The organism is Enterobacter cloacae complex sp. 394F7, from assembly GCF_057320385.1.
In genome coordinates this window covers 310,544-329,462 of record NZ_JBXWCS010000002.1, presented here as the reverse complement: position 1 = coordinate 329,462, position 18,919 = coordinate 310,544, and the positions used below count along the sequence as shown (strand labels likewise).

Genomic DNA, 18,919 nt, shown 5'->3' with positions numbered 1-18,919 from the left:
AAGCTGCGACATAGTAGCCTGCATACCAGGCGACATTTAGCCTGCGGCTAATTAAGGGATATCTCATGCGTACAGAATATTGCGGGCAGCTGCGTCAGTCCCACGTCGGACAGCAGGTGACCCTGTGTGGTTGGGTCAACCGTCGTCGTGATCTTGGTAGCCTTATCTTCATCGATATGCGCGACCGCGAAGGTATCGTTCAGGTGTTCTTCGATCCGGATCGCGCGGACGCATTGAAGCTGGCTTCTGAGCTGCGTAATGAGTTCTGCATTCAGGTCACCGGCACCGTACGTGCGCGTGACGAGAAAAACGTCAACGCAGATATGGCGACCGGTGCCATTGAAGTGCTGGCCTCCGATCTGACGATCATCAACCGTGCTGAAGCGCTGCCGCTGGACTCCAACCACGTCAACACTGAAGAAGCGCGTCTGAAATACCGCTACCTGGATCTGCGTCGCCCGGAGATGGCACAGCGCCTGAAAACCCGTGCGAAAATCACCAGCCTGGTGCGTCGCTTTATGGATGACCACGGTTTCCTCGATATCGAAACCCCGATGCTGACCAAAGCCACGCCGGAAGGCGCGCGCGATTACCTGGTGCCATCCCGCGTTCATAAAGGCAAATTCTACGCGCTGCCGCAGTCTCCACAGCTGTTTAAACAGCTGCTGATGATGTCCGGCTTCGATCGCTACTATCAGATCGTGAAATGCTTCCGTGACGAAGACCTGCGCGCTGACCGTCAGCCAGAATTTACCCAGATCGATGTGGAAACCTCCTTCATGACCGCTGAGCAGGTGCGTGAAGTGATGGAAGCGCTGGTGCGCAGCCTGTGGAATGACGTGAAGGGCGTGGAACTGGGCGACTTCCCCATTATGACCTTCGCCGAAGCCGAGCGTCGTTACGGCTCCGACAAACCAGACCTGCGTAACCCTATGGAGCTGGTGGACGTTGCTGACCTGGTGAAATCCGTTGAGTTTGCGGTGTTTGCCGGCCCGGCTAACGATCCAAAAGGTCGCGTAGCAGCCCTGCGTGTACCGGGTGGTGCAGCGCTTAGCCGTAAGCAGATTGACGACTACGGCAACTTCATCAAGATCTACGGCGCGAAAGGTCTGGCCTATATTAAAGTAACCGAGCGTGCGAAAGGTCTGGAAGGTATCACCAGCCCGGTGGCGAAGTTCCTGAACGCGGAGATTGTAGAAGCGATCCTTGAGCGCACCGGCGCACAGGATGGCGACATGATCTTCTTCGGCGCTGACAACAAGAAAATTGTTGCCGATGCAATGGGCGCGCTGCGTCTGAAACTGGGCAAAGATCTGAACCTCACTGACGAGAGCAAATGGGCGCCGTTGTGGGTTATCGACTTCCCGATGTTTGAAGACGACGGTGAAGGCGGCCTGACTGCCATGCACCACCCGTTCACTTCGCCAAAAGACATGACGGCGGCAGAGCTGAAAGCGGCACCGGAAGAGGCAGTCGCGAACGCCTACGATATGGTTATCAACGGCTATGAAGTGGGTGGCGGCTCCGTGCGTATTCACAGCGGTGAGATGCAGCAGACGGTGTTCGGCATTCTGGGCATCAACGAACAGGAACAGCGCGAGAAGTTCGGCTTCCTGCTGGATGCGCTGAAGTACGGTACGCCGCCTCACGCAGGCCTGGCATTCGGTCTCGACCGTCTGACTATGCTGCTGACCGGCACCGACAACATCCGTGACGTTATCGCCTTCCCGAAAACCACCGCAGCGGCGTGTCTGATGACCGAAGCGCCAAGCTTCGCTAACCCGGCCGCACTGGCTGAGCTGGGTATCGACGTGGTGAAAAAGGAAGAGAAAAACTGATATGGCATATAAGCGTCCCGTTTCTGTCTTAGTTGTAATTTACGCTCAGGACACGAAGCGGGTGCTGATGTTGCAGCGGCGCGATGACCCTGAATTCTGGCAGTCGGTTACCGGCAGTCTGGAAGAGGGCGAAACCGCGCCGCAGGCCGCCGCGCGTGAAGTAAAGGAAGAGGTCACCATTGACGTTGCTTGCGAGCAACTGACCCTGAAGGACTGTCAGCGCACGGTGGAGTTCGAAATTTTTAGCCATTTACGTCATCGCTATGCACCGGGTATCGAGCGCAACACGGAATCGTGGTTCTGTCTCGCGCTCCCTCACGAACGGGAGATCGTGTTCACTGAACATCTGACCTACCGCTGGGTGGATGCGGCGGATGCCGCCGCACTGACCAAATCGTGGAGCAACCGGCAGGCGATTGAAGAATTTGTAATTAACGCAGCCTGAAAAGGCGCGATTTTTGGAGAACTTTTTATGGCAGGTCATAGTAAGTGGGCCAACACCAAACACCGCAAAGCGGCACAGGATGCCAAGCGCGGTAAGATCTTTACCAAAATCATTCGCGAGCTGGTGACAGCAGCGCGTCTGGGCGGCGGCGATCCGGCGTCTAACCCACGTCTGCGTGCGGCAGTAGATAAAGCGCTGTCCAACAACATGACGCGTGACACCCTGAACCGTGCTATCGCTCGTGGCGTGGGCGGTGATGAAGACACGAACATGGAAACCATCATTTATGAAGGTTACGGTCCTGGCGGCACCGCGGTAATGGTTGAATGTCTGTCCGACAACCGTAACCGTACCGTTGCAGAAGTGCGCCATGCGTTCACCAAAACCGGGGGTAACCTGGGGACTGACGGTTCTGTAGCGTACCTGTTCAGCAAAAAAGGCGTCATCTCCTTCGAGAAAGGCGACGAAGATGTCATCATGGAAGCGGCGCTGGAAGCGGGTGCGGAAGACGTAGTGACCTTCGACGATGGCGCTATCGATGTCTACACCGCGTGGGAAGAGATGGGCGCAGTACGTGATGCGCTGGAAGCGGCGGGCCTGAAAGCCGACAACGCTGAAGTCTCCATGATCCCGTCCACCAAAGCGGATATGGATGCTGAAACGGCACCAAAACTGCTGCGTCTGATCGACATGCTTGAAGACTGCGACGACGTGCAGGAAGTGTATCACAACGGTGAGATCTCTGATGAGGTTGCAGCGACTCTCTGATGAGAGCGTTTAAACCGTTTACGGGAGACGCGTGATGTCGATTATCCTTGGGATTGACCCCGGCTCACGCGTCACCGGTTACGGCGTTATCCGTCAGGTTGGACGCCAGTTAACCTACCTTGGCAGTGGCTGTATTCGCACCAAAGTTGAAGATCTGCCGTCGCGACTGAAGCTCATTTATGCAGGTGTGACGGAGATTATCACCCAGTTTCAGCCTGACTATTTCGCCATCGAGCAGGTCTTCATGGCGAAAAACGCCGATTCGGCGTTAAAGCTCGGTCAGGCGCGGGGCGTGGCAATTGTTGCTGCCGTGAACCAGGATCTTCCGGTATTTGAATACGCGGCAAGACAGGTCAAGCAGACGGTGGTCGGGATTGGTAGCGCGGAGAAAAGCCAGGTGCAGCACATGGTGCGTACCCTGTTGAAGCTCCCCGCGAACCCGCAGGCCGATGCCGCCGATGCGCTGGCAATTGCGATCACCCACTGTCATGTCAGCCAGAATGCGATGCAAATGAGCGAGTCGCGGCTCAATCTGGCGCGAGGCAGGTTACGATAATGAGAAAATCAGGCTGGATGTTTATCCAGCCTTTTTTTATTATGTCGCAAATCAATAATTTTCCAGAACGCAGGAGCGTCACGTGATAGGCAGACTCAGAGGCATCATCATTGAAAAACAACCCCCGTTAGTGCTGCTGGAAGTGGGCGGCGTGGGCTATGAAGTCCATATGCCAATGACCTGCTTCTACGAGCTGCCGGACGCGGGCAAAGAGGCGATTGTCTTTACCCAGTTTGTGGTGCGTGAAGATGCTCAACTGCTCTATGGCTTCAACAACAAACAGGAACGCACCCTGTTCCGCGAGCTGATTAAAACCAACGGCGTCGGGCCGAAGCTGGCGCTGGCCATTCTCTCCGGTATGTCCGCCCAGCAGTTCGTGAATGCCGTTGAGCGCGAAGATCCTGCCGCGCTGGTTAAGCTCCCGGGCATTGGTAAGAAAACGGCAGAGCGCCTGATTGTTGAGATGAAAGACCGCTTTAAAGGTCTGCATGGCGATCTCTTTACCCCTGCTGCCGATCTGGTGCTGACTTCGCCGGGTGCGCCTGTGTCGGATGATGATGCCGAGCAGGAAGCGGTTGCCGCGCTGGTGGCGCTGGGCTATAAACCTCAGGAGGCCAGCCGAATGGTGAGCAAAATTGCCAAACCGGATGCCAGCAGTGAAACTCTGATTCGTGAAGCGCTGCGCGCTGCATTGTGAGGTAAAGGATGATTGAAGCAGATCGCCTGGTATCGGCAGGCACTATTCAGGCAGAGGACGTGGTGGATCGTGCGATCCGTCCGAAGTTGCTTGATGAGTATATTGGCCAGCCGCAGGTGCGTTCCCAGATGGAGATCTTCATCCAGGCGGCAAAGCTGCGCGGCGATGCGCTCGATCACCTGCTGATTTTCGGTCCTCCGGGTTTGGGGAAAACCACCCTGGCGAATATCGTTGCTAATGAAATGGGCGTGAACCTGCGTACCACGTCTGGCCCGGTGCTGGAAAAAGCAGGCGATCTGGCGGCGATGCTGACCAATCTTGAACCGCACGACGTGCTGTTTATCGATGAGATCCACCGCCTGTCGCCGGTGGTGGAAGAGGTTCTCTATCCGGCAATGGAAGACTACCAGCTGGATATTATGATCGGCGAAGGGCCTGCCGCGCGTTCGATCAAAATCGATCTGCCGCCGTTTACCCTGATTGGCGCCACCACCCGTGCCGGGTCGTTAACCTCTCCACTGCGCGACCGCTTTGGTATTGTGCAGCGCCTCGAGTTCTATCAGGTCGCCGACCTCCAGCATATCGTGGGCCGCAGTGCCCGCTATATGGGGCTGGATATGAGCGAAGAGGGGGCATTTGAAGTGGCGAAGCGTTCGCGCGGAACACCGCGTATCGCTAACCGCCTGCTGCGCCGCGTTCGTGACTTTGCAGAAGTGAAGCACGATGGTTCTATTTCTGCCGAAATTGCTGCTCAGGCGCTGGATATGCTGAATGTCGATGCTGAGGGTTTTGACTACATGGACCGCAAGCTGCTGCTGGCGGTGCTGGACAAATTCTTTGGCGGGCCGGTCGGGCTGGATAACCTGGCGGCGGCAATCGGGGAAGAGCGTGAGACAATTGAAGATGTGCTCGAACCGTATCTGATCCAGCAAGGCTTCCTGCAACGTACCCCGCGTGGGCGTATGGCCACGGTGCGGGCGTGGAATCATTTCGGTATCACGCCACCGGCAATGCCGTAATGCTTAATTCCCTCTCCCACGGGGCTGAGGAATCCCCACTAATTTTTTATTAGTGGTTTCAGAGGATTAGAATGAATATTTTGCGAGCAGTTAGATTCACTCAGCTCGTAGACAGACAGAAAACGCTCATAAATGTGCATCTTCTGTCGAGTTATCGGTTGTTTTTAGCTCCATTTTTGAACAATAAACAACCATTTATCCATATCTAATTTTCTGGGGATTCCTCAGCCCACGGGGAGAGGGGTTAGGGTGAGGGCATCAGCGCCCTCGATGTCAACTAGCGGTCTTCTTCATCATACTGAAAATAAACAGCACCGCCGCACACAGCACCACTGACGGCCCCGCAGGCGTGTCATAGAACGCCGAGAAGGTTAACCCGCCCGTGACCGCAATCATCCCGATAATCACCGCCACGCCTGCCATCTGCTCCGGCGTACGGGCAAAACGACGCGCGGTGGCCGCAGGAATAATCAGCAGCGACGTAATAATCAGCGCACCGACGAACTTCATCGCCACGCCGATGGTTAACGCCGTCACCAGCATCAGCAGCAGTTTCACCCGCTGCAATTTCACGCCGTCTACAAACGCCAGATCCGGGCTGACGGTCATCGCCAGCAAATTACGCCACTGCCACAGCAGAATACCCAGCACCACCACCACGCCAATGGCAATAGCAATGAGATCTTCAGGCGTCACGGCGAGCAGGTCGCCAAACAGATAGGCCATCAGGTCAACGCGGATATTGGACATCAGGCTCACTACCACCAGACCCAGCGACAGGGCGCTGTGTGCCATAATGCCGAGCAGGGTATCAATGGCGAGGTGAGGGCGTTTTTCCAGCCAGACCAGACCGGCGGCGAGGAGCAGCGTAACGACAATCACCGCATAGAACGGGTTGACGTCCAGCAGCAAACCAAAAGCCACGCCCAGCAGTGAAGCATGGGCCAGGGTATCGCCGAAATAGGACATTCTGCGCCATACCACAAACGAGCCAAGCGGACCCGCGGCGCAGGCGAGCATAATCCCGGCCAGCCAGCCGGGCAGTAACAGTTCAATCATGAGTGTCCATTTCCCCGGCGCAGGACAATTCGTCCCTGTAAATCATGGCGATGGTTATGATGATGGCGATAAATACCCAGTTGTTCAGCCCCGCGAGGGCCAAACATAGAGATAAATTCGGGGTGCATTGACACCACTTCAGGCGTGCCGGAACAGCAGATATGATGGTTCAGACAGAGCACTTCGTCGGTTTTCGCCATCACCAGATGCAGGTCGTGGGAGACCATCAGCACCGCGCAGTTCAGTTCGTGGCGCAGCTGGTCAATTAAATCGTAAAGCGCGACCTGACCATTGACGTCCACACCCTGCGTTGGCTCATCCAGTACCAGCAGCTGGGGGCTGCTGAGCAGCGCCCGGGCAAGTAACACGCGCTGGGTTTCACCGCCGGACAGTTTTTGCAGTGGCGCGTCCACCAGGTGGCCCGCCTGGACACGTTTCAGCGCCGGAAGAATATCGGCTTTGCGCGTACCAGGGCGCAGGCGCAGGAAGCGGCTGACGGTCAGCGGCAGCGTGGCATCAAGATGTAATTTTTGCGGCACGTAGCCGATACGCAATTTTTCTTCACGCTTGATGACACCTTCATCAGGGGCTACCAGACCCAGCACCACGCGCACAAGGGTGGATTTACCCGCGCCGTTCGGACCGAGCAGCGTCAGAATTTTACCGGGCTTCAGATCCAGCGAGACGTCAGAAAGGACGCGGCGCTGACCGAAAGAGACCGAAACATTTTCAAGAGAAACCAAAGTTGTCATGTCAATTTAAGCTTGCAGAAGTCAACGAATGTTATAATATCACATTCCACGCATTCATTACGATGATTAGTCGCATTATGTTACATAAAAATACGCTTCTTTTCGCAGCATTATCCGCTGCCCTTTGGGGCACAACAGCACAAGATGTTAACGCTGCCGTTGTCGCTTCGCTCAAACCGCTGGGATTCATTGCATCGGCCATTGCAGATGGGGTGACGGAAACCCAGGTTCTGCTGCCCGATGGTGCCTCTGAGCATGATTATTCCCTGCGTCCATCCGATGTAAAACGCTTACAAAACGCGGACTTAGTTGTCTGGATTGGGCCGGAGATGGAAGCCTTCATGCAGAAGTCTGCGAAACAGCTTCCTGAGGCTAAACAGGTCACCATTGCCGAACTCACCGGTGTGAAACCGTTACTCATGAAGGGGAGTGACGACGACGGTGACGAACACGAAGGTCATCATGCTCATGATGAAAAAGGTGACGGGGATCACCATCACGGCGAGTACAATATGCATCTTTGGCTCTCCCCAGAGATAGCGCGGCTGTCGGCGGTTGCAATCCATGACAAATTAGTGGAACTTATGCCGCAAAGTCGAGCCAAACTAGACGCCAACCTGAAAGATTTTGAGGCACAATTAGCCGCAACCGATAAGCAGGTGGGTAACGAGCTGGCACCGCTGAAAGGAAAAGGGTACTTCGTTTTTCATGACGCCTATGGCTATTACGAAAAACACTACGGCCTGACCCCGCGTGGGCATTTTACCGTCAACCCTGAAATTCAGCCTGGTGCGCAGCGTTTACATGAGATCAGAACACAGTTGGTTGAGCAAAAAGCGTCCTGCGTTTTTGCTGAGCCACAGTTCAGGCCAGCGGTCGTAGAAGCCGTGGCCAGGGGGACATCCGTGCGCATGGGAACCCTTGACCCGCTAGGAACGAACATCCAGTTGAGTAAAGCGAGCTATTCGCAGTTCCTCACTCAACTGGCGAACCAGTATGCGAGCTGCCTGAAAGGAGATTAACGAGGAAGTGAATACGTGCAACAGATAGCCCGCTCTGTCGCCCTGGCATTTAACAATCTGCCCCGACCCCATCGCGTTATGCTGGGGTCGCTTACAGTTCTCACCTTAGCGGTCGCCGTCTGGCGGCCCTATGTTTACCACCCGAGTTCTGCCCCGATCATCAAAACCATCGAGCTTGAGAAGAACGAAATCCGTTCTCTGCTGCCGGAGGCCAGTGAGCCTATCGACCAGGCGGCTCAGGAAGATGAAGCCATTCCGCAGGATGAGCTGGACGATAAAACCGAGAATGAAGCGGGGATCCATGAATATGTGGTCTCCACGGGTGATACGCTGAGCAGCGTTCTTAACCAGTACGGCATCGACATGGGGAATATCAGCCAGCTGGCCGCCGCGGATAAAGACCTGCGTAACCTGAAAATCGGCCAACAGCTCTCCTGGACGTTAACGCCGGATGGCGATCTGCAGCGTTTGACCTGGGAAATGTCCCGTCGCGAAACGCGCACCTACGACCGCACTGCAAACGGTTTCAAGATGACCAGCGAATTGCAGAAGGGCGACTGGGTTAACAGCGTGATGAAAGGGACCGTAGGCGCAAGCTTTGTCTCCAGCGCGCGCGATGCGGGCCTGACCAGCGCTGAAATCAGCTCGGTTATCAAAGCCATGCAGTGGCAGATGGATTTCCGTAAGCTGAAAAAAGGCGATGAGTTCTCCGTACTGATGTCCCGCGAGATGCTGGATGGCAAGCGTGAGCAGAGCCAGCTGGTGGGTGTGCGTCTGCGCTCTGATGGCAAAGATTACTACGCCATTCGCGCTGAGGACGGCAAATTCTATGACCGCAGCGGTACCGGGCTTGCGAAGGGCTTCCTGCGCTTCCCAACGGCGAAGCAGTTCCGTATTTCATCCAACTTCAACCCGCGTCGTCTGAACCCGGTTACCGGGCGCGTTGCGCCGCATCGTGGCGTTGACTTCGCCATGCCGCAGGGCACACCAGTGCTGGCAGTAGGGGATGGTGAAGTGGTTGTCGCCAAACGCAGTGGTGCTGCCGGGTACTATGTCGCGGTCCGTCATGGTCGCACTTATACCACCCGCTATATGCACCTGCGTAAGCTGCTGGTGAAACCCGGTCAGAAAGTGAAACGTGGCGACCGTATTGCCCTCTCCGGGAATACCGGGCGTTCTACGGGGCCGCACCTGCATTATGAAGTGTGGATCAACCAGCAGGCGGTGAACCCGCTGACGGCGAAACTGCCGCGTACCGAAGGGCTGACGGGTAAAGATCGTACCGATTACCTGGCGCAGGTGAAAGAGGTTATACCGCAGCTGCGTTTCGACTGAAACCTTCTGTTTTGTCTAAAGCCGGCGTCAGTAAGCGCCGGCTTTTTCTTTTGTGCGTGGGGCGCTGCCTCGCTACACTATCGTCATTATATTTTGCGTCACCAGACCCTGGAACCAGCATGGAAACCAAAAAAAACAATATTGAGTTCATTCCTGAGTTTGAAAAATCCTTTCGCCACCCGCGTAACTGGGGCGCCTGGCTTGGCGTTTACGCGTTTGCTGGCATTGCCATGTTACCTGCCTCTGTGCGCGATCCCGTTCTGGGGAAAATTGGCCGTCTTGCAGGACGAATGGGCAAAAGTGCCCGTCGTCGCGCGCAAATCAATCTCTACTACTGCTTCCCGGAAAAGAGCGATGCCGAGCGCGAAGCGATTATTGATGACATGTATACCACCGCGCCACAGGCCATGGCGATGATGGCAGAGCTGGCGCTAAAAGGGCCAGAAAAGGTCCTTAAGCGTGTTGACTGGAAAGGGCTGGAGATCATTGACGAGATGCGCCGCAACGATGAAAAAGTGATTTTTCTCGTTCCGCACGGCTGGGGAGTGGATATTCCGGCCATGCTGATGGCATCTCAGGGCCAGAAGATGGCGGCCATGTTCCATAACCAGGGTAATAAAGTCTTTGATTTCGTCTGGAACACCGTGCGTCGTCGTTTTGGTGGACGCCTGCACGCCCGTAACGATGGTATCAAGCCGTTTATTCAGTCCGTGCGACAGGGGTACTGGGGTTACTATCTGCCGGATCAGGATCACGGCCCTGAGCACAGCGAGTTTGTCGATTTCTTTGCCACCTACAAGGCGACGCTTCCGGCGATTGGCCGTCTGATGAAAGTCTGCCGCGCCCGGGTTATTCCGCTGTTCCCGGTCTACGATGGCAACACGCACCGTCTGAGCATTGAGGTTCGCCCGCCGATGGACGACTTACTGACCGCGGACGATAACACCATTGCGCGTCGCATGAACGAAGAGGTGGAGGTGCTGGTGGGACCGCATCTTGAGCAATACACGTGGATCCTGAAGCTGCTCAAAACGCGTAAGCCTGGCGAGAAAGAGCCGTATCAGCGCAAAGAACTTTACCCAAAGAAATAAAACCCCTCACGCTGACCCTCTCCCCGTGGGGGAGAGGGAAACATCTGTTTATTCGACGGTTAATACGCGGGTGGTGTTGGTTGAGCCGATGGTGCTCATGACATCACCCTGGGTCACGATGACAATATCACCGGATACCAGGTAGCCTTTGTCGCGCAGCAGATTAACGGCATCGTGCGCCGCTGCCACACCGTCATTGGTGCTGTCGAAGTAAACCGGGGTTACGCCGCGGTACAGCGCCGTCAGGTTCAGCGTGCGCTCGTGGCGGGACATCGCGAAGATCGGCAGACCGGAGCTGATACGGGACGTCATTAGCGCGGTACGGCCTGATTCGGTCATGGTGATGATCGCCGTGACGCCCTTCAGATGGTTAGCCGCATACATGGCGGACATCGCAATCGCTTCTTCCACATTGTCGAACTGCACGTCCAGACGGTGTTTAGAGACGTTGATGCTTGGGATCTTCTCCGCGCCCAGACAGACGCGCGCCATGGCAGCCACGGTCTCTGCCGGGTACTGACCGGCTGCGGTTTCAGCGGAGAGCATGACCGCATCGGTACCGTCCAGCACGGCGTTAGCCACGTCCATCACCTCTGCACGGGTCGGCATTGGGTTGGTGATCATGGATTCCATCATCTGGGTTGCGGTGATCACCGCGCGGTTCAGCTGACGCGCGCGACGGATCAGCGCTTTCTGGATGCCGACCAGTTCCGGGTCGCCAATTTCCACACCCAGATCGCCACGGGCAACCATCACCACGTCAGACGCCAGAATCACATCGTCCATGGCATCCTGATCGCAAACGGCTTCCGCACGTTCAACTTTTGCTACGATTTTCGCGTCGCAGCCGGCATCACGCGCCAGACGACGGGCATAGTTCAGGTCTTCGCCGCAGCGCGGGAAGGAGACGGCCAGATAGTCCACGCCGATCAGCGCCGCGGTAACGATATCCGCTTTGTCTTTATCGGTCAGCGCTTCGGCAGACAGGCCACCGCCGAGCTTGTTGATGCCTTTGTTGTTTGAGAGTGGGCCGCCGACGGTGACTTCGGTGAACACCTTCATCCCCTGAACTTCCAGCACTTTCAGCTGAACACGACCGTCGTCGAGCAGCAGGATATCGCCAGGCACAACGTCAGCCGGCAGACCTTTATAGTCGATACCCACTTTCTCTTTATCGCCTTCACCTTTACCCAGGTTGGCATCAAGCAGGAATTTATCGCCGATATTGAGGAAAACTTTGCCTTCTTTGAAGGTCGAGACACGAATTTTTGGACCCTGCAGGTCACCGAGGATAGCAACATGGCGGCCCAGTTTAGCCGCGATCTCACGCACTTTGTCGGCACGTAATTTATGGTCTTCTGGCGTACCGTGAGAGAAGTTCATACGCACCACGTTGGCACCCGCGGCGATAATCTTTTCGAGGTTATTATCGCGATCGGTGGCCGGGCCTAAGGTGGTGACGATCTTGGTTCTGCGAAGCCTTCTGGACATGTAATACTCCGTTGACTGAAACAACTTTGGTGTTGCGTGAAGATTGAATCGGCCTTCATCTGCTGCAAAGCAACCGCGAGGGGACCGAATGCCGTAAATCGTTACATCGTAATTATTCGTTACGTCTTAGTTATCTACTATCAGGGAACATCGCTCTTTATAAGCAATTCTTTATCAAAACGCGATTCCTTGAGCGCTTCCTTGACACGCTTCAAGTTATCTCTGAATTTAGCGCCGCGGCGTAAGGTAAAACCGGTTGCCAGGACGTCAATCACCGTCAGCTGCGCCAGACGGGAGACCATTGGCATATAGATATCCGTATCTTCCGGAACGTCCAGAGTGATGGCGAGCGTGGCTTCTCTTGCCAGCGGCGTGCCTGCCGTCGTGAGGGCGATAACCATGGCATCGTTTTCACGCGCCAGTTGCGCCAGCTCAACCTGACTTTTGGTGCGCCCGGTATGGGAAATCAGGACCACCACGTCATCCTCGCTACAATTCATACAACTCATGCGTTGCAACACGATGTCATCGGAATAAATGACCGGGACGTTAAAGCGGAAGAATTTATTCATGGCGTCATGCGCCACGGCCGCCGACGAACCGAGTCCGAAGAATGCAATTCGCTTGGCCTGGGTCAGTAAATCGACCGCCCGGTTAACGGAACTCATATCCAGCGACTGACGCACGTGGTCAAGCGTGGCCATGGCCGATTCAAATATTTTCGCCGTGTATGCATCTACGCTGTCGTCTTCATCCACATTGCGATTAACATAGGGCGTACCATTTGCCAGACTTTGTGCCAGATGCAGTTTAAAATCAGGAAAGCCACGCGTTTCCAGGCTCCGGCAGAACCGATTCACCGTCGGCTCGCTGACGCCTGCATCCTGTGCCAGAGCGGCGATGCTTGAATGAATCGCCTGAGCAGGCGAGGCGAGAATAACTTCAGCCACTTTTCGCTCGGATTTGCTAAGGTGTTCCAGTTGAAACTGGATTTTTTCCAGCATGTTCATGTTAACAGGACGCTCATGGGTGTAAACGATTTCATCCATAGATGAAATTGAGATTCGATTTAGCCGATATTACCCTCGTGGCTTCCATAAAGGGTAACAGTCGACAAGATAATGTTGTTGTTTTTTTTCATTACTTGATCGGTGTCGGGTTTTACTGTGACCGTGTTGCGCAAAGAATCGACGCTTGTTGCGTCATCAGGCCAGCGTAATCCTCTTAAGGGGTGAAAAATCGCCGTATCGCACGCGACGTTAAGCGCTAATGGTTTCGGGAATGACGTAAAAGCAGTACAGTGCATTGTAATAAAATTACAACGATACCTGGCAGAAGCACCAGGTGATCCAACTGAGGAGAATGACATGGCGGTAACGCAAACAGCCCAGGCATGTGACCTGGTCATTTTCGGCGCGAAAGGCGATCTTGCACGCCGAAAATTGCTGCCTTCCCTGTATCAACTGGAGAAAGCGGGCCAACTTCATCCGGATACCCGTATCCTGGGTGTAGGGCGCGCCGACTGGGACAAGGACGCATACACCAAAGTCGTGCGTGAAGCGCTCGAAACTTTCATGAAAGAGAAAATTGATGAAAGTTTGTGGGATACCCTGAGCGGACGTCTCGATTTCTGCAATCTGGATGTAAACGACGTGAGCGCGTTTACCCGTCTGGGTGAGATGCTGGATCAGAAAAACCGGGTCACCATTAACTATTTCGCCATGCCACCAAGCACCTTCGGCGCCATCTGTAAAGGTCTGGGCGAAGCGAATCTGAACGCCAAACCTGCGCGTGTGGTAATGGAAAAACCGCTGGGTACCTCGCTGTCAACCTCCCGCGAAATCAACGACCAGGTGGGCGAATACTTCGAAGAGTGCCAGGTCTACCGCATCGACCACTATCTGGGCAAAGAGACGGTACTGAACCTGCTGGCGCTGCGTTTTGCCAACTCCCTGTTTGTGAACAACTGGGACAACCGCACCATCGACCACGTGGAAATCACCGTGGCCGAAGAGGTGGGTATTGAAGGCCGCTGGGGTTACTTTGACCAGGCCGGTCAGATGCGTGACATGATCCAGAACCACCTGCTGCAGGTACTCTGCATGATTGCCATGTCTCCGCCATCGGACCTGACCGCTGACAGCATCCGCGACGCGAAGGTGAAAGTGCTGAAGTCACTGCGTCGTATCGACCGTTCTAACGTGCGCGAGAAGACGGTGCGTGGTCAGTACACATCTGGCTTTGCGCAGGGCAAAAAAGTCCCTGGCTATCTGGAAGAAGAGGGCGCGAACAAGTCCAGCAACACTGAGACGTTCGTGGCGATCCGCGTGGATATCGATGACTGGCGTTGGGCGGGTGTGCCGTTCTACCTGCGTACCGGTAAACGTCTGCCAGCCAAATGCTCTGAAGTTGTCGTTTACTTCAAAAACCCTGAACTGAACCTGTTTAAAGAGTCCTGGCAGGAGCTGCCGCAGAACAAACTGACTATCCGTCTGCAGCCGGATGAAGGTGTGGATATCCAGATCCTGAACAAAGTGCCGGGGCTGGATCACAAACATAACCTGCAGACCACCAAACTGGATCTGAGCTACTCCGAGACCTTCAATCAAACGCACCTGGCGGATGCTTACGAGCGCCTGCTGCTGGAAACCATGCGTGGTATCCAGGCGCTGTTTGTGCGTCGCGACGAAGTGGAAGAGGCGTGGAAATGGGTCGACTCCATCACCGAAGCCTGGGCTGCCGATCAGGATCCGCCAAAACCGTATCAGGCGGGCACCTGGGGACCTGTCGCCTCCGTGGCGATGATCACCCGTGATGGCCGCTCCTGGAACGAGTTTGAGTAAGATAATCCTCTAGCCCGAAGGTGTTATTTTACCGGTAACATGATCTAACACAGCTAGTGGCACAATTTTTATACTTTTAAGCTCCGCGTGGATTCACCCGCGGGGCTTTTTTTATTACACTGCCGGAAGCGATTTTGCCCCTGAGCTCCGGACAGCAAGCGTTTCAGCGTTGTTAACAACTGCCAGCGACTTTGTAAACTCCCGAGCCCGGAAAGATAAATTAGAGGAGCTTTTATGAATCCGACATTGTTACGCGTAACACAACGCATTATCGAGCGCTCGAAAGAGACCCGTTCGGCCTACCTCGCCCGCATTGAACAGGCTAAGACCAATACCGTACATCGCTCGCAGCTGGCCTGCGGTAATCTGGCGCACGGTTTCGCCGCCTGTCAGCCTGAAGACAAAGCCTCATTAAAAAGCATGCTGCGTAACAATATCGCCATCATTACCTCCTATAACGACATGCTCTCCGCGCATCAGCCGTACGAAGTGTACCCGGACATCATCCGTAAAGCGCTGCACAGCGTGAATGCGGTGGGCCAGGTGGCGGGGGGCGTGCCGGCCATGTGCGACGGTGTGACCCAGGGACAGGACGGGATGGAGCTGTCGCTGCTGAGCCGCGAAGTCATTGCCATGTCTGCAGCGGTCGGTCTTTCTCACAATATGTTCGATGGCGCGCTGTACCTCGGCGTGTGCGACAAGATTGTCCCGGGGCTCGCCATGGCGGCGCTGTCGTTTGGTCATCTTCCGGCCATTTTTGTGCCGTCAGGTCCGATGGCCAGCGGTTTGCCAAACAAAGAAAAAGTGCGTATCCGCCAGCTGTATGCCGAAGGTAAAGCAGACCGCCAGGCGCTGCTGGAAGCGGAAGCCGCCTCTTACCATGCGCCGGGTACCTGTACCTTCTACGGTACGGCCAACACCAACCAGATGGTGGTGGAATTTATGGGGATGCAGCTTCCGGGTTCCTCCTTCATTCAACCCGATGCGCCGCTGCGCAAGGCTCTGACCGAAGCCGCCGCCCGTCAGGTGACGCGTCTGACCGGGAACGGTAACGAGTGGATGCCGCTGGGTAAAATGGTCGACGAGAAAGTGATTGTCAACGGCATCGTGGCTCTGCTGGCGACAGGGGGCTCAACCAACCACACCATGCACCTTGTGGCAATGGCACGTGCGGCTGGCATCCTGATCAACTGGGATGATTTCTCCGACATCTCTTCCGTGGTGCCGCTGATGGCGCGCCTGTATCCGAACGGTCCGGCAGACATTAACCACTTCCAGGCCGCCGGTGGCGTACCGGTGTTGATGCGTGAGCTGCTCAAGGGCGGTCTGCTGCACGAAGACGTGAACACGGTGGCGGGTTATGGTCTGCATCGCTATACCCTTGAGCCGTGGCTGAACAACGGTGAGCTGGACTGGCGTGATGGGGCGAGCGCCTCTCTTGATCCGCAGGTCATTGCTACCTTCGAACAGCCGTTCTCACGCCACGGCGGCACGAAAGTGCTGAGCGGCAACCTGGGACGCGCGGTGATGAAAACCTCTGCCGTGCCGGAAGAGAACCAGGTGATTGAAGCCCCGGCAGTGGTCTTTGAGAGCCAGCATGATGTTTTACCTGCCTTTGATGCGGGCCTTCTCGACAAGGATTGCGTGGTGGTGGTGCGTCATCAGGGACCCAAAGCGAACGGGATGCCAGAATTACATAAACTTATGCCACCACTTGGTGTATTATTGGACCGCCGTTTCAAAATTGCACTGGTCACCGATGGACGCCTTTCGGGTGCCTCAGGTAAAGTGCCTTCAGCCATTCACGTAACGCCTGAAGCGTATGATGGTGGTTTGCTGGCTAAGGTGCGTGACGGCGACATCATCCGCGTCAATGGCCAGACAGGTGAGTTAACCCTGCTGGTGGACGAAGCCGAGCTGGCGGCCCGTCAGCCGCATATTCCAGACCTGAGCGCATCGCGCGTGGGAACCGGACGCGAAATGTTTGGCGCGCTGCGTGAGAAACTCTCCGGGGCGGAGCAGGGCGCAACCTGTATTACGTTTTAAGACGACTTGATTTTATCGATCTGGCGAGAGAAAACTCTGATGAAAAACTGGAAAACAAGTGCAGAAGCAATCCTGACCACAGGCCCCGTTGTGCCGGTTATCGTGGTGAACAAACTGGAGCACGCGGTACCGATGGCGAAAGCGCTGGTCGCGGGTGGCGTTCGCGTTCTGGAAGTGACCCTGCGTACCGCCTGCGCGATGGACGCGATTCGCGCAATCGCTAAAGAAGTGCCGGATGCCATCATTGGTGCGGGTACCGTTACGAACGCAAAACAGCTGGCTGAAGTGACCGAAGCGGGCGCGCAGTTTGCCATCAGCCCGGGTCTGACCGAGCCGCTGTTAAAAGCGGCAACCGAGGGCACCATCCCGCTGATCCCCGGGATCAGCACCGTTTCTGAACTGATGCTGGGCATGGACTACGGTCTGAAAGAGTTCAAATTCTTCCCGGCAGAAGCCAACGGCGGCACCAAAGCGCTGCAGGCGATTGCGGGTCCCTTCTCTCAGGTGCGTTTCTGCCCGACGGGCGGCATCTCTCCGGCCAACTACCGTGATTACCTGGCGCTGAAGAGCGTGCTGTGCATCGGCGGCTCCTGGCTGGTACCGGCGGATGCCCTGGAAGCAGGCGACTGGGATCGCATCACCAGACTGGCTCGCGAAGCGGTTGAAGGCGCGAAGCAGTAAGCACCTCGCATCATGAAAAACGGGCCATCAGGCCCGTTTTTTTATCCGTTAACGCTAACCGCGGCAGCGGCAGCTTTCGCCCTTGCAACGGCATCATCCACGCTATCGCCAGTGGCTAATGCCACGCCCAGTCGACGCATACCGTCGATCTCCGGTTTCCCGAACAGGCGAACCTGCAGACCTGCCCCAACCGCACCTTCAACGTTGTCAAAGGTGACGTTCTGGCTGGTCAGTTGCGGGAGGATCACCGCCGAGGCGGCCGGACCATACTGGCGAATACCACCAACCGGCAGGCCGAGGAACGCGCGCACGTGCAGGGCGAACTCGGAGAGATCCTGGGAAATCAGGGTCACCATCCCGGTATCGTGCGGGCGAGGGGACACTTCGCTGAATATCACCTCATCACCGCAGACAAACAGTTCCACGCCGAACAGGCCGTAACCGCCCAGCGCCAGCACCGTTTTACGGGCGATCTCCTGCGCGCGCGCCAGCGCCAGGGCGCTCATCTGCTGCGGCTGCCAGGATTCACGGTAATCGCCATCCTCCTGACGATGCCCAATCGGATCGCAGAAATGGACACCATCAACGGCACTGACGGTCAGGAGGGTAATTTCGAAATCAAACTTCACCACGCCTTCAACAATCACGCGACCGGCTCCGGCGCGACCGCCCTGTTGGGCATAATCCCACGCCTTGTCCAGCGTGCTGCTGTCGCGGATGAAGCTCTGCCCTTTACCGGAGGAGCTCATCACCGGCTTAATGATGCACGGATAGCCAATCTCCTCAACGGCCTGCAGGAAAGCAGCTTTATCGCCGGCAAAACGATAGCCAGAGGTGGGTAATCCCAGCTCTTCCGCCGCCAGGCGACGAATGCCTTCGCGATTCATGGTCAGCTTCGCGGCCTTTGCACAGGGCACCACGCGCTGGCCTTCCTGTTCAAGGGCAAGCAGCGTATCGGTGGCAATGGCTTCGATCTCCGGTACGACAAAATCCGGTTTCTCACGCGTAATCAGCTCGCGCAGGGCATCGCCATCCAGCATGTTAATCACATAAGAACGGTGGGCAACGTGCATGGCGGGTGCATCGGCGTACCGGTCTACGGCAATGACTTCCACGCCTAAACGCTGACACTCAATGGCGACCTCTTTGCCCAGTTCACCCGATCCCAACAGCATTACACGCGTCGCCGCAGGTCGCAGCGCGGTTCCTAAACGAGTCATAACAATCCCCCTGAAAAAGTTGCGCGCAGTATAAACGAAAACGTTTGCGTGTGTCT

17 protein-coding genes are annotated in these 18,919 nt (G+C 55.9%); 12 read left to right on the top strand and 5 right to left on the bottom strand.

Annotated features, from left to right (window positions below):
- Positions 1 to 65 precede the first annotated feature (65 nt).
- The 6 genes from aspS to ruvB all read left to right on the top strand — a co-directional run bounded on the left by aspS (position 66) and on the right by ruvB (position 5,323).
- The gene (gene aspS / locus AC2FAK_RS04025; RefSeq protein WP_013096080.1) at positions 66 to 1,838 is read left to right on the top strand and encodes an aspartate--tRNA ligase; all 1,773 of its coding nucleotides are present in this window, start codon (positions 66 to 68) and stop codon (positions 1,836 to 1,838) included.
- A gap of 1 nt (position 1,839) precedes the next feature.
- On the top strand, positions 1,840 to 2,283 hold the full coding sequence (gene nudB, locus AC2FAK_RS04020; protein ID WP_023620451.1) for a dihydroneopterin triphosphate diphosphatase: 444 nt from the start codon (positions 1,840 to 1,842) through the stop codon (positions 2,281 to 2,283).
- Between the two features lie 27 nt (positions 2,284 to 2,310).
- Positions 2,311 to 3,051 carry a YebC/PmpR family DNA-binding transcriptional regulator gene (locus AC2FAK_RS04015; RefSeq protein ID WP_013096082.1) on the top strand — a complete coding sequence of 247 codons (741 nt, stop codon included), beginning with the start codon at positions 2,311 to 2,313 and terminating at the stop codon, positions 3,049 to 3,051.
- 34 nt (positions 3,052 to 3,085) lie between these two features.
- Entirely contained in the window at positions 3,086 to 3,607 is a 522-nt protein-coding gene (gene ruvC, locus AC2FAK_RS04010; RefSeq protein ID WP_013096083.1) for a crossover junction endodeoxyribonuclease RuvC, read from the top strand.
- Positions 3,608 to 3,689: 82 nt separating this feature from the next.
- On the top strand, positions 3,690 to 4,304 hold the full coding sequence (ruvA, locus tag AC2FAK_RS04005) for a Holliday junction branch migration protein RuvA (protein ID WP_013096085.1): 615 nt from the start codon (positions 3,690 to 3,692) through the stop codon (positions 4,302 to 4,304).
- A gap of 8 nt (positions 4,305 to 4,312) precedes the next feature.
- A complete protein-coding gene (gene ruvB, locus AC2FAK_RS04000) occupies positions 4,313 to 5,323 on the top strand; it encodes a Holliday junction branch migration DNA helicase RuvB (protein ID WP_020687650.1) in 1,011 nt (336 codons plus the stop codon).
- A gap of 273 nt (positions 5,324 to 5,596) precedes the next feature.
- Here the strand turns inward: ruvB and znuB are convergent, their stop codons facing one another.
- Positions 5,597 to 6,382 (bottom strand): zinc ABC transporter permease subunit ZnuB, encoded by a 786-nt coding sequence (gene znuB / locus AC2FAK_RS03995; protein WP_013096087.1) that lies wholly within the window; start codon positions 6,380 to 6,382, stop codon positions 5,597 to 5,599.
- Complete coding sequence (gene znuC / locus AC2FAK_RS03990) at positions 6,379 to 7,134, bottom strand: zinc ABC transporter ATP-binding protein ZnuC (protein ID WP_014832401.1); 756 nt, start codon at positions 7,132 to 7,134, stop codon at positions 6,379 to 6,381. The genes znuB and znuC overlap by 4 nt, the downstream gene beginning before the upstream one ends.
- 77 nt (positions 7,135 to 7,211) lie before the next feature.
- On the opposite strand from znuC, the gene znuA reads away from it, so the two are divergent.
- The 3 genes from znuA to lpxM all read left to right on the top strand — a co-directional run bounded on the left by znuA (position 7,212) and on the right by lpxM (position 10,582).
- Complete coding sequence (gene znuA, locus AC2FAK_RS03985; RefSeq protein ID WP_063412413.1) at positions 7,212 to 8,156, top strand: zinc ABC transporter substrate-binding protein ZnuA; 945 nt, start codon at positions 7,212 to 7,214, stop codon at positions 8,154 to 8,156.
- Between the two features lie 15 nt (positions 8,157 to 8,171).
- Complete coding sequence (mepM, locus tag AC2FAK_RS03980) at positions 8,172 to 9,491, top strand: murein DD-endopeptidase MepM (protein WP_014832399.1); 1,320 nt, start codon at positions 8,172 to 8,174, stop codon at positions 9,489 to 9,491.
- 119 nt (positions 9,492 to 9,610) lie between these two features.
- Positions 9,611 to 10,582, top strand: a complete 972-nt coding sequence (lpxM, locus tag AC2FAK_RS03975; RefSeq protein WP_040019981.1) for a lauroyl-Kdo(2)-lipid IV(A) myristoyltransferase — start codon at positions 9,611 to 9,613, stop codon at positions 10,580 to 10,582.
- A gap of 48 nt (positions 10,583 to 10,630) precedes the next feature.
- On the opposite strand, the gene pyk is transcribed toward lpxM, so the two are convergent.
- On the bottom strand, positions 10,631 to 12,073 hold the full coding sequence (gene pyk, locus AC2FAK_RS03970; RefSeq protein WP_013096092.1) for a pyruvate kinase: 1,443 nt from the start codon (positions 12,071 to 12,073) through the stop codon (positions 10,631 to 10,633).
- A gap of 140 nt (positions 12,074 to 12,213) precedes the next feature.
- Positions 12,214 to 13,083 (bottom strand): MurR/RpiR family transcriptional regulator, encoded by an 870-nt coding sequence (locus AC2FAK_RS03965; protein WP_029882312.1) that lies wholly within the window; start codon positions 13,081 to 13,083, stop codon positions 12,214 to 12,216.
- 357 nt (positions 13,084 to 13,440) lie between these two features.
- On the opposite strand from AC2FAK_RS03965, the gene zwf reads away from it, so the two are divergent.
- From zwf to kdgA, 3 genes are all read left to right on the top strand, one after another.
- The gene (zwf, locus tag AC2FAK_RS03960; protein WP_014832396.1) at positions 13,441 to 14,916 is read left to right on the top strand and encodes a glucose-6-phosphate dehydrogenase; all 1,476 of its coding nucleotides are present in this window, start codon (positions 13,441 to 13,443) and stop codon (positions 14,914 to 14,916) included.
- Between the two features lie 234 nt (positions 14,917 to 15,150).
- On the top strand, positions 15,151 to 16,962 hold the full coding sequence (gene edd, locus AC2FAK_RS03955) for a phosphogluconate dehydratase (protein WP_029882311.1): 1,812 nt from the start codon (positions 15,151 to 15,153) through the stop codon (positions 16,960 to 16,962).
- Positions 16,963 to 17,001: 39 nt separating this feature from the next.
- Positions 17,002 to 17,643: a bifunctional 4-hydroxy-2-oxoglutarate aldolase/2-dehydro-3-deoxy-phosphogluconate aldolase gene (gene kdgA / locus AC2FAK_RS03950; RefSeq protein ID WP_029882310.1), complete on the top strand. Its 642-nt coding sequence runs from the start codon at positions 17,002 to 17,004 to the stop codon at positions 17,641 to 17,643.
- Between the two features lie 41 nt (positions 17,644 to 17,684).
- Here kdgA and purT read toward each other — a convergent pair whose 3' ends face one another.
- Positions 17,685 to 18,863: a formate-dependent phosphoribosylglycinamide formyltransferase gene (gene purT / locus AC2FAK_RS03945; protein WP_095454553.1), complete on the bottom strand. Its 1,179-nt coding sequence runs from the start codon at positions 18,861 to 18,863 to the stop codon at positions 17,685 to 17,687.
- Positions 18,864 to 18,919: the final 56 nt, after the last annotated feature.

Excerpts from the sequence above, each read along its gene's own strand:
- aspS (WP_013096080.1), top strand. The coding sequence starts at position 66 with ATGCGTACAGAATATTGCGGGCAGCTGCGTCAGTCCCACGTCGGACAG.
- nudB (WP_023620451.1), top strand. The coding sequence starts at position 1,840 with ATGGCATATAAGCGTCCCGTTTCTGTCTTAGTTGTAATTTACGCTCAG.
- AC2FAK_RS04015 (WP_013096082.1), top strand. The coding sequence starts at position 2,311 with ATGGCAGGTCATAGTAAGTGGGCCAACACCAAACACCGCAAAGCGGCA.
- ruvC (WP_013096083.1), top strand. The coding sequence starts at position 3,086 with ATGTCGATTATCCTTGGGATTGACCCCGGCTCACGCGTCACCGGTTAC.
- ruvB (WP_020687650.1), top strand. The coding sequence starts at position 4,313 with ATGATTGAAGCAGATCGCCTGGTATCGGCAGGCACTATTCAGGCAGAG.
- znuB (WP_013096087.1), bottom strand. The coding sequence starts at position 6,382 with ATGATTGAACTGTTACTGCCCGGCTGGCTGGCCGGGATTATGCTCGCC.
- znuC (WP_014832401.1), bottom strand. The coding sequence starts at position 7,134 with ATGACAACTTTGGTTTCTCTTGAAAATGTTTCGGTCTCTTTCGGTCAG.
- znuA (WP_063412413.1), top strand. The coding sequence starts at position 7,212 with ATGTTACATAAAAATACGCTTCTTTTCGCAGCATTATCCGCTGCCCTT.
- lpxM (WP_040019981.1), top strand. The coding sequence starts at position 9,611 with ATGGAAACCAAAAAAAACAATATTGAGTTCATTCCTGAGTTTGAAAAA.
- pyk (WP_013096092.1), bottom strand. The coding sequence starts at position 12,073 with ATGTCCAGAAGGCTTCGCAGAACCAAGATCGTCACCACCTTAGGCCCG.
- AC2FAK_RS03965 (WP_029882312.1), bottom strand. The coding sequence starts at position 13,083 with ATGAACATGCTGGAAAAAATCCAGTTTCAACTGGAACACCTTAGCAAA.
- zwf (WP_014832396.1), top strand. The coding sequence starts at position 13,441 with ATGGCGGTAACGCAAACAGCCCAGGCATGTGACCTGGTCATTTTCGGC.
- edd (WP_029882311.1), top strand. The coding sequence starts at position 15,151 with ATGAATCCGACATTGTTACGCGTAACACAACGCATTATCGAGCGCTCG.
- kdgA (WP_029882310.1), top strand. The coding sequence starts at position 17,002 with ATGAAAAACTGGAAAACAAGTGCAGAAGCAATCCTGACCACAGGCCCC.
- purT (WP_095454553.1), bottom strand. The coding sequence starts at position 18,863 with ATGACTCGTTTAGGAACCGCGCTGCGACCTGCGGCGACGCGTGTAATG.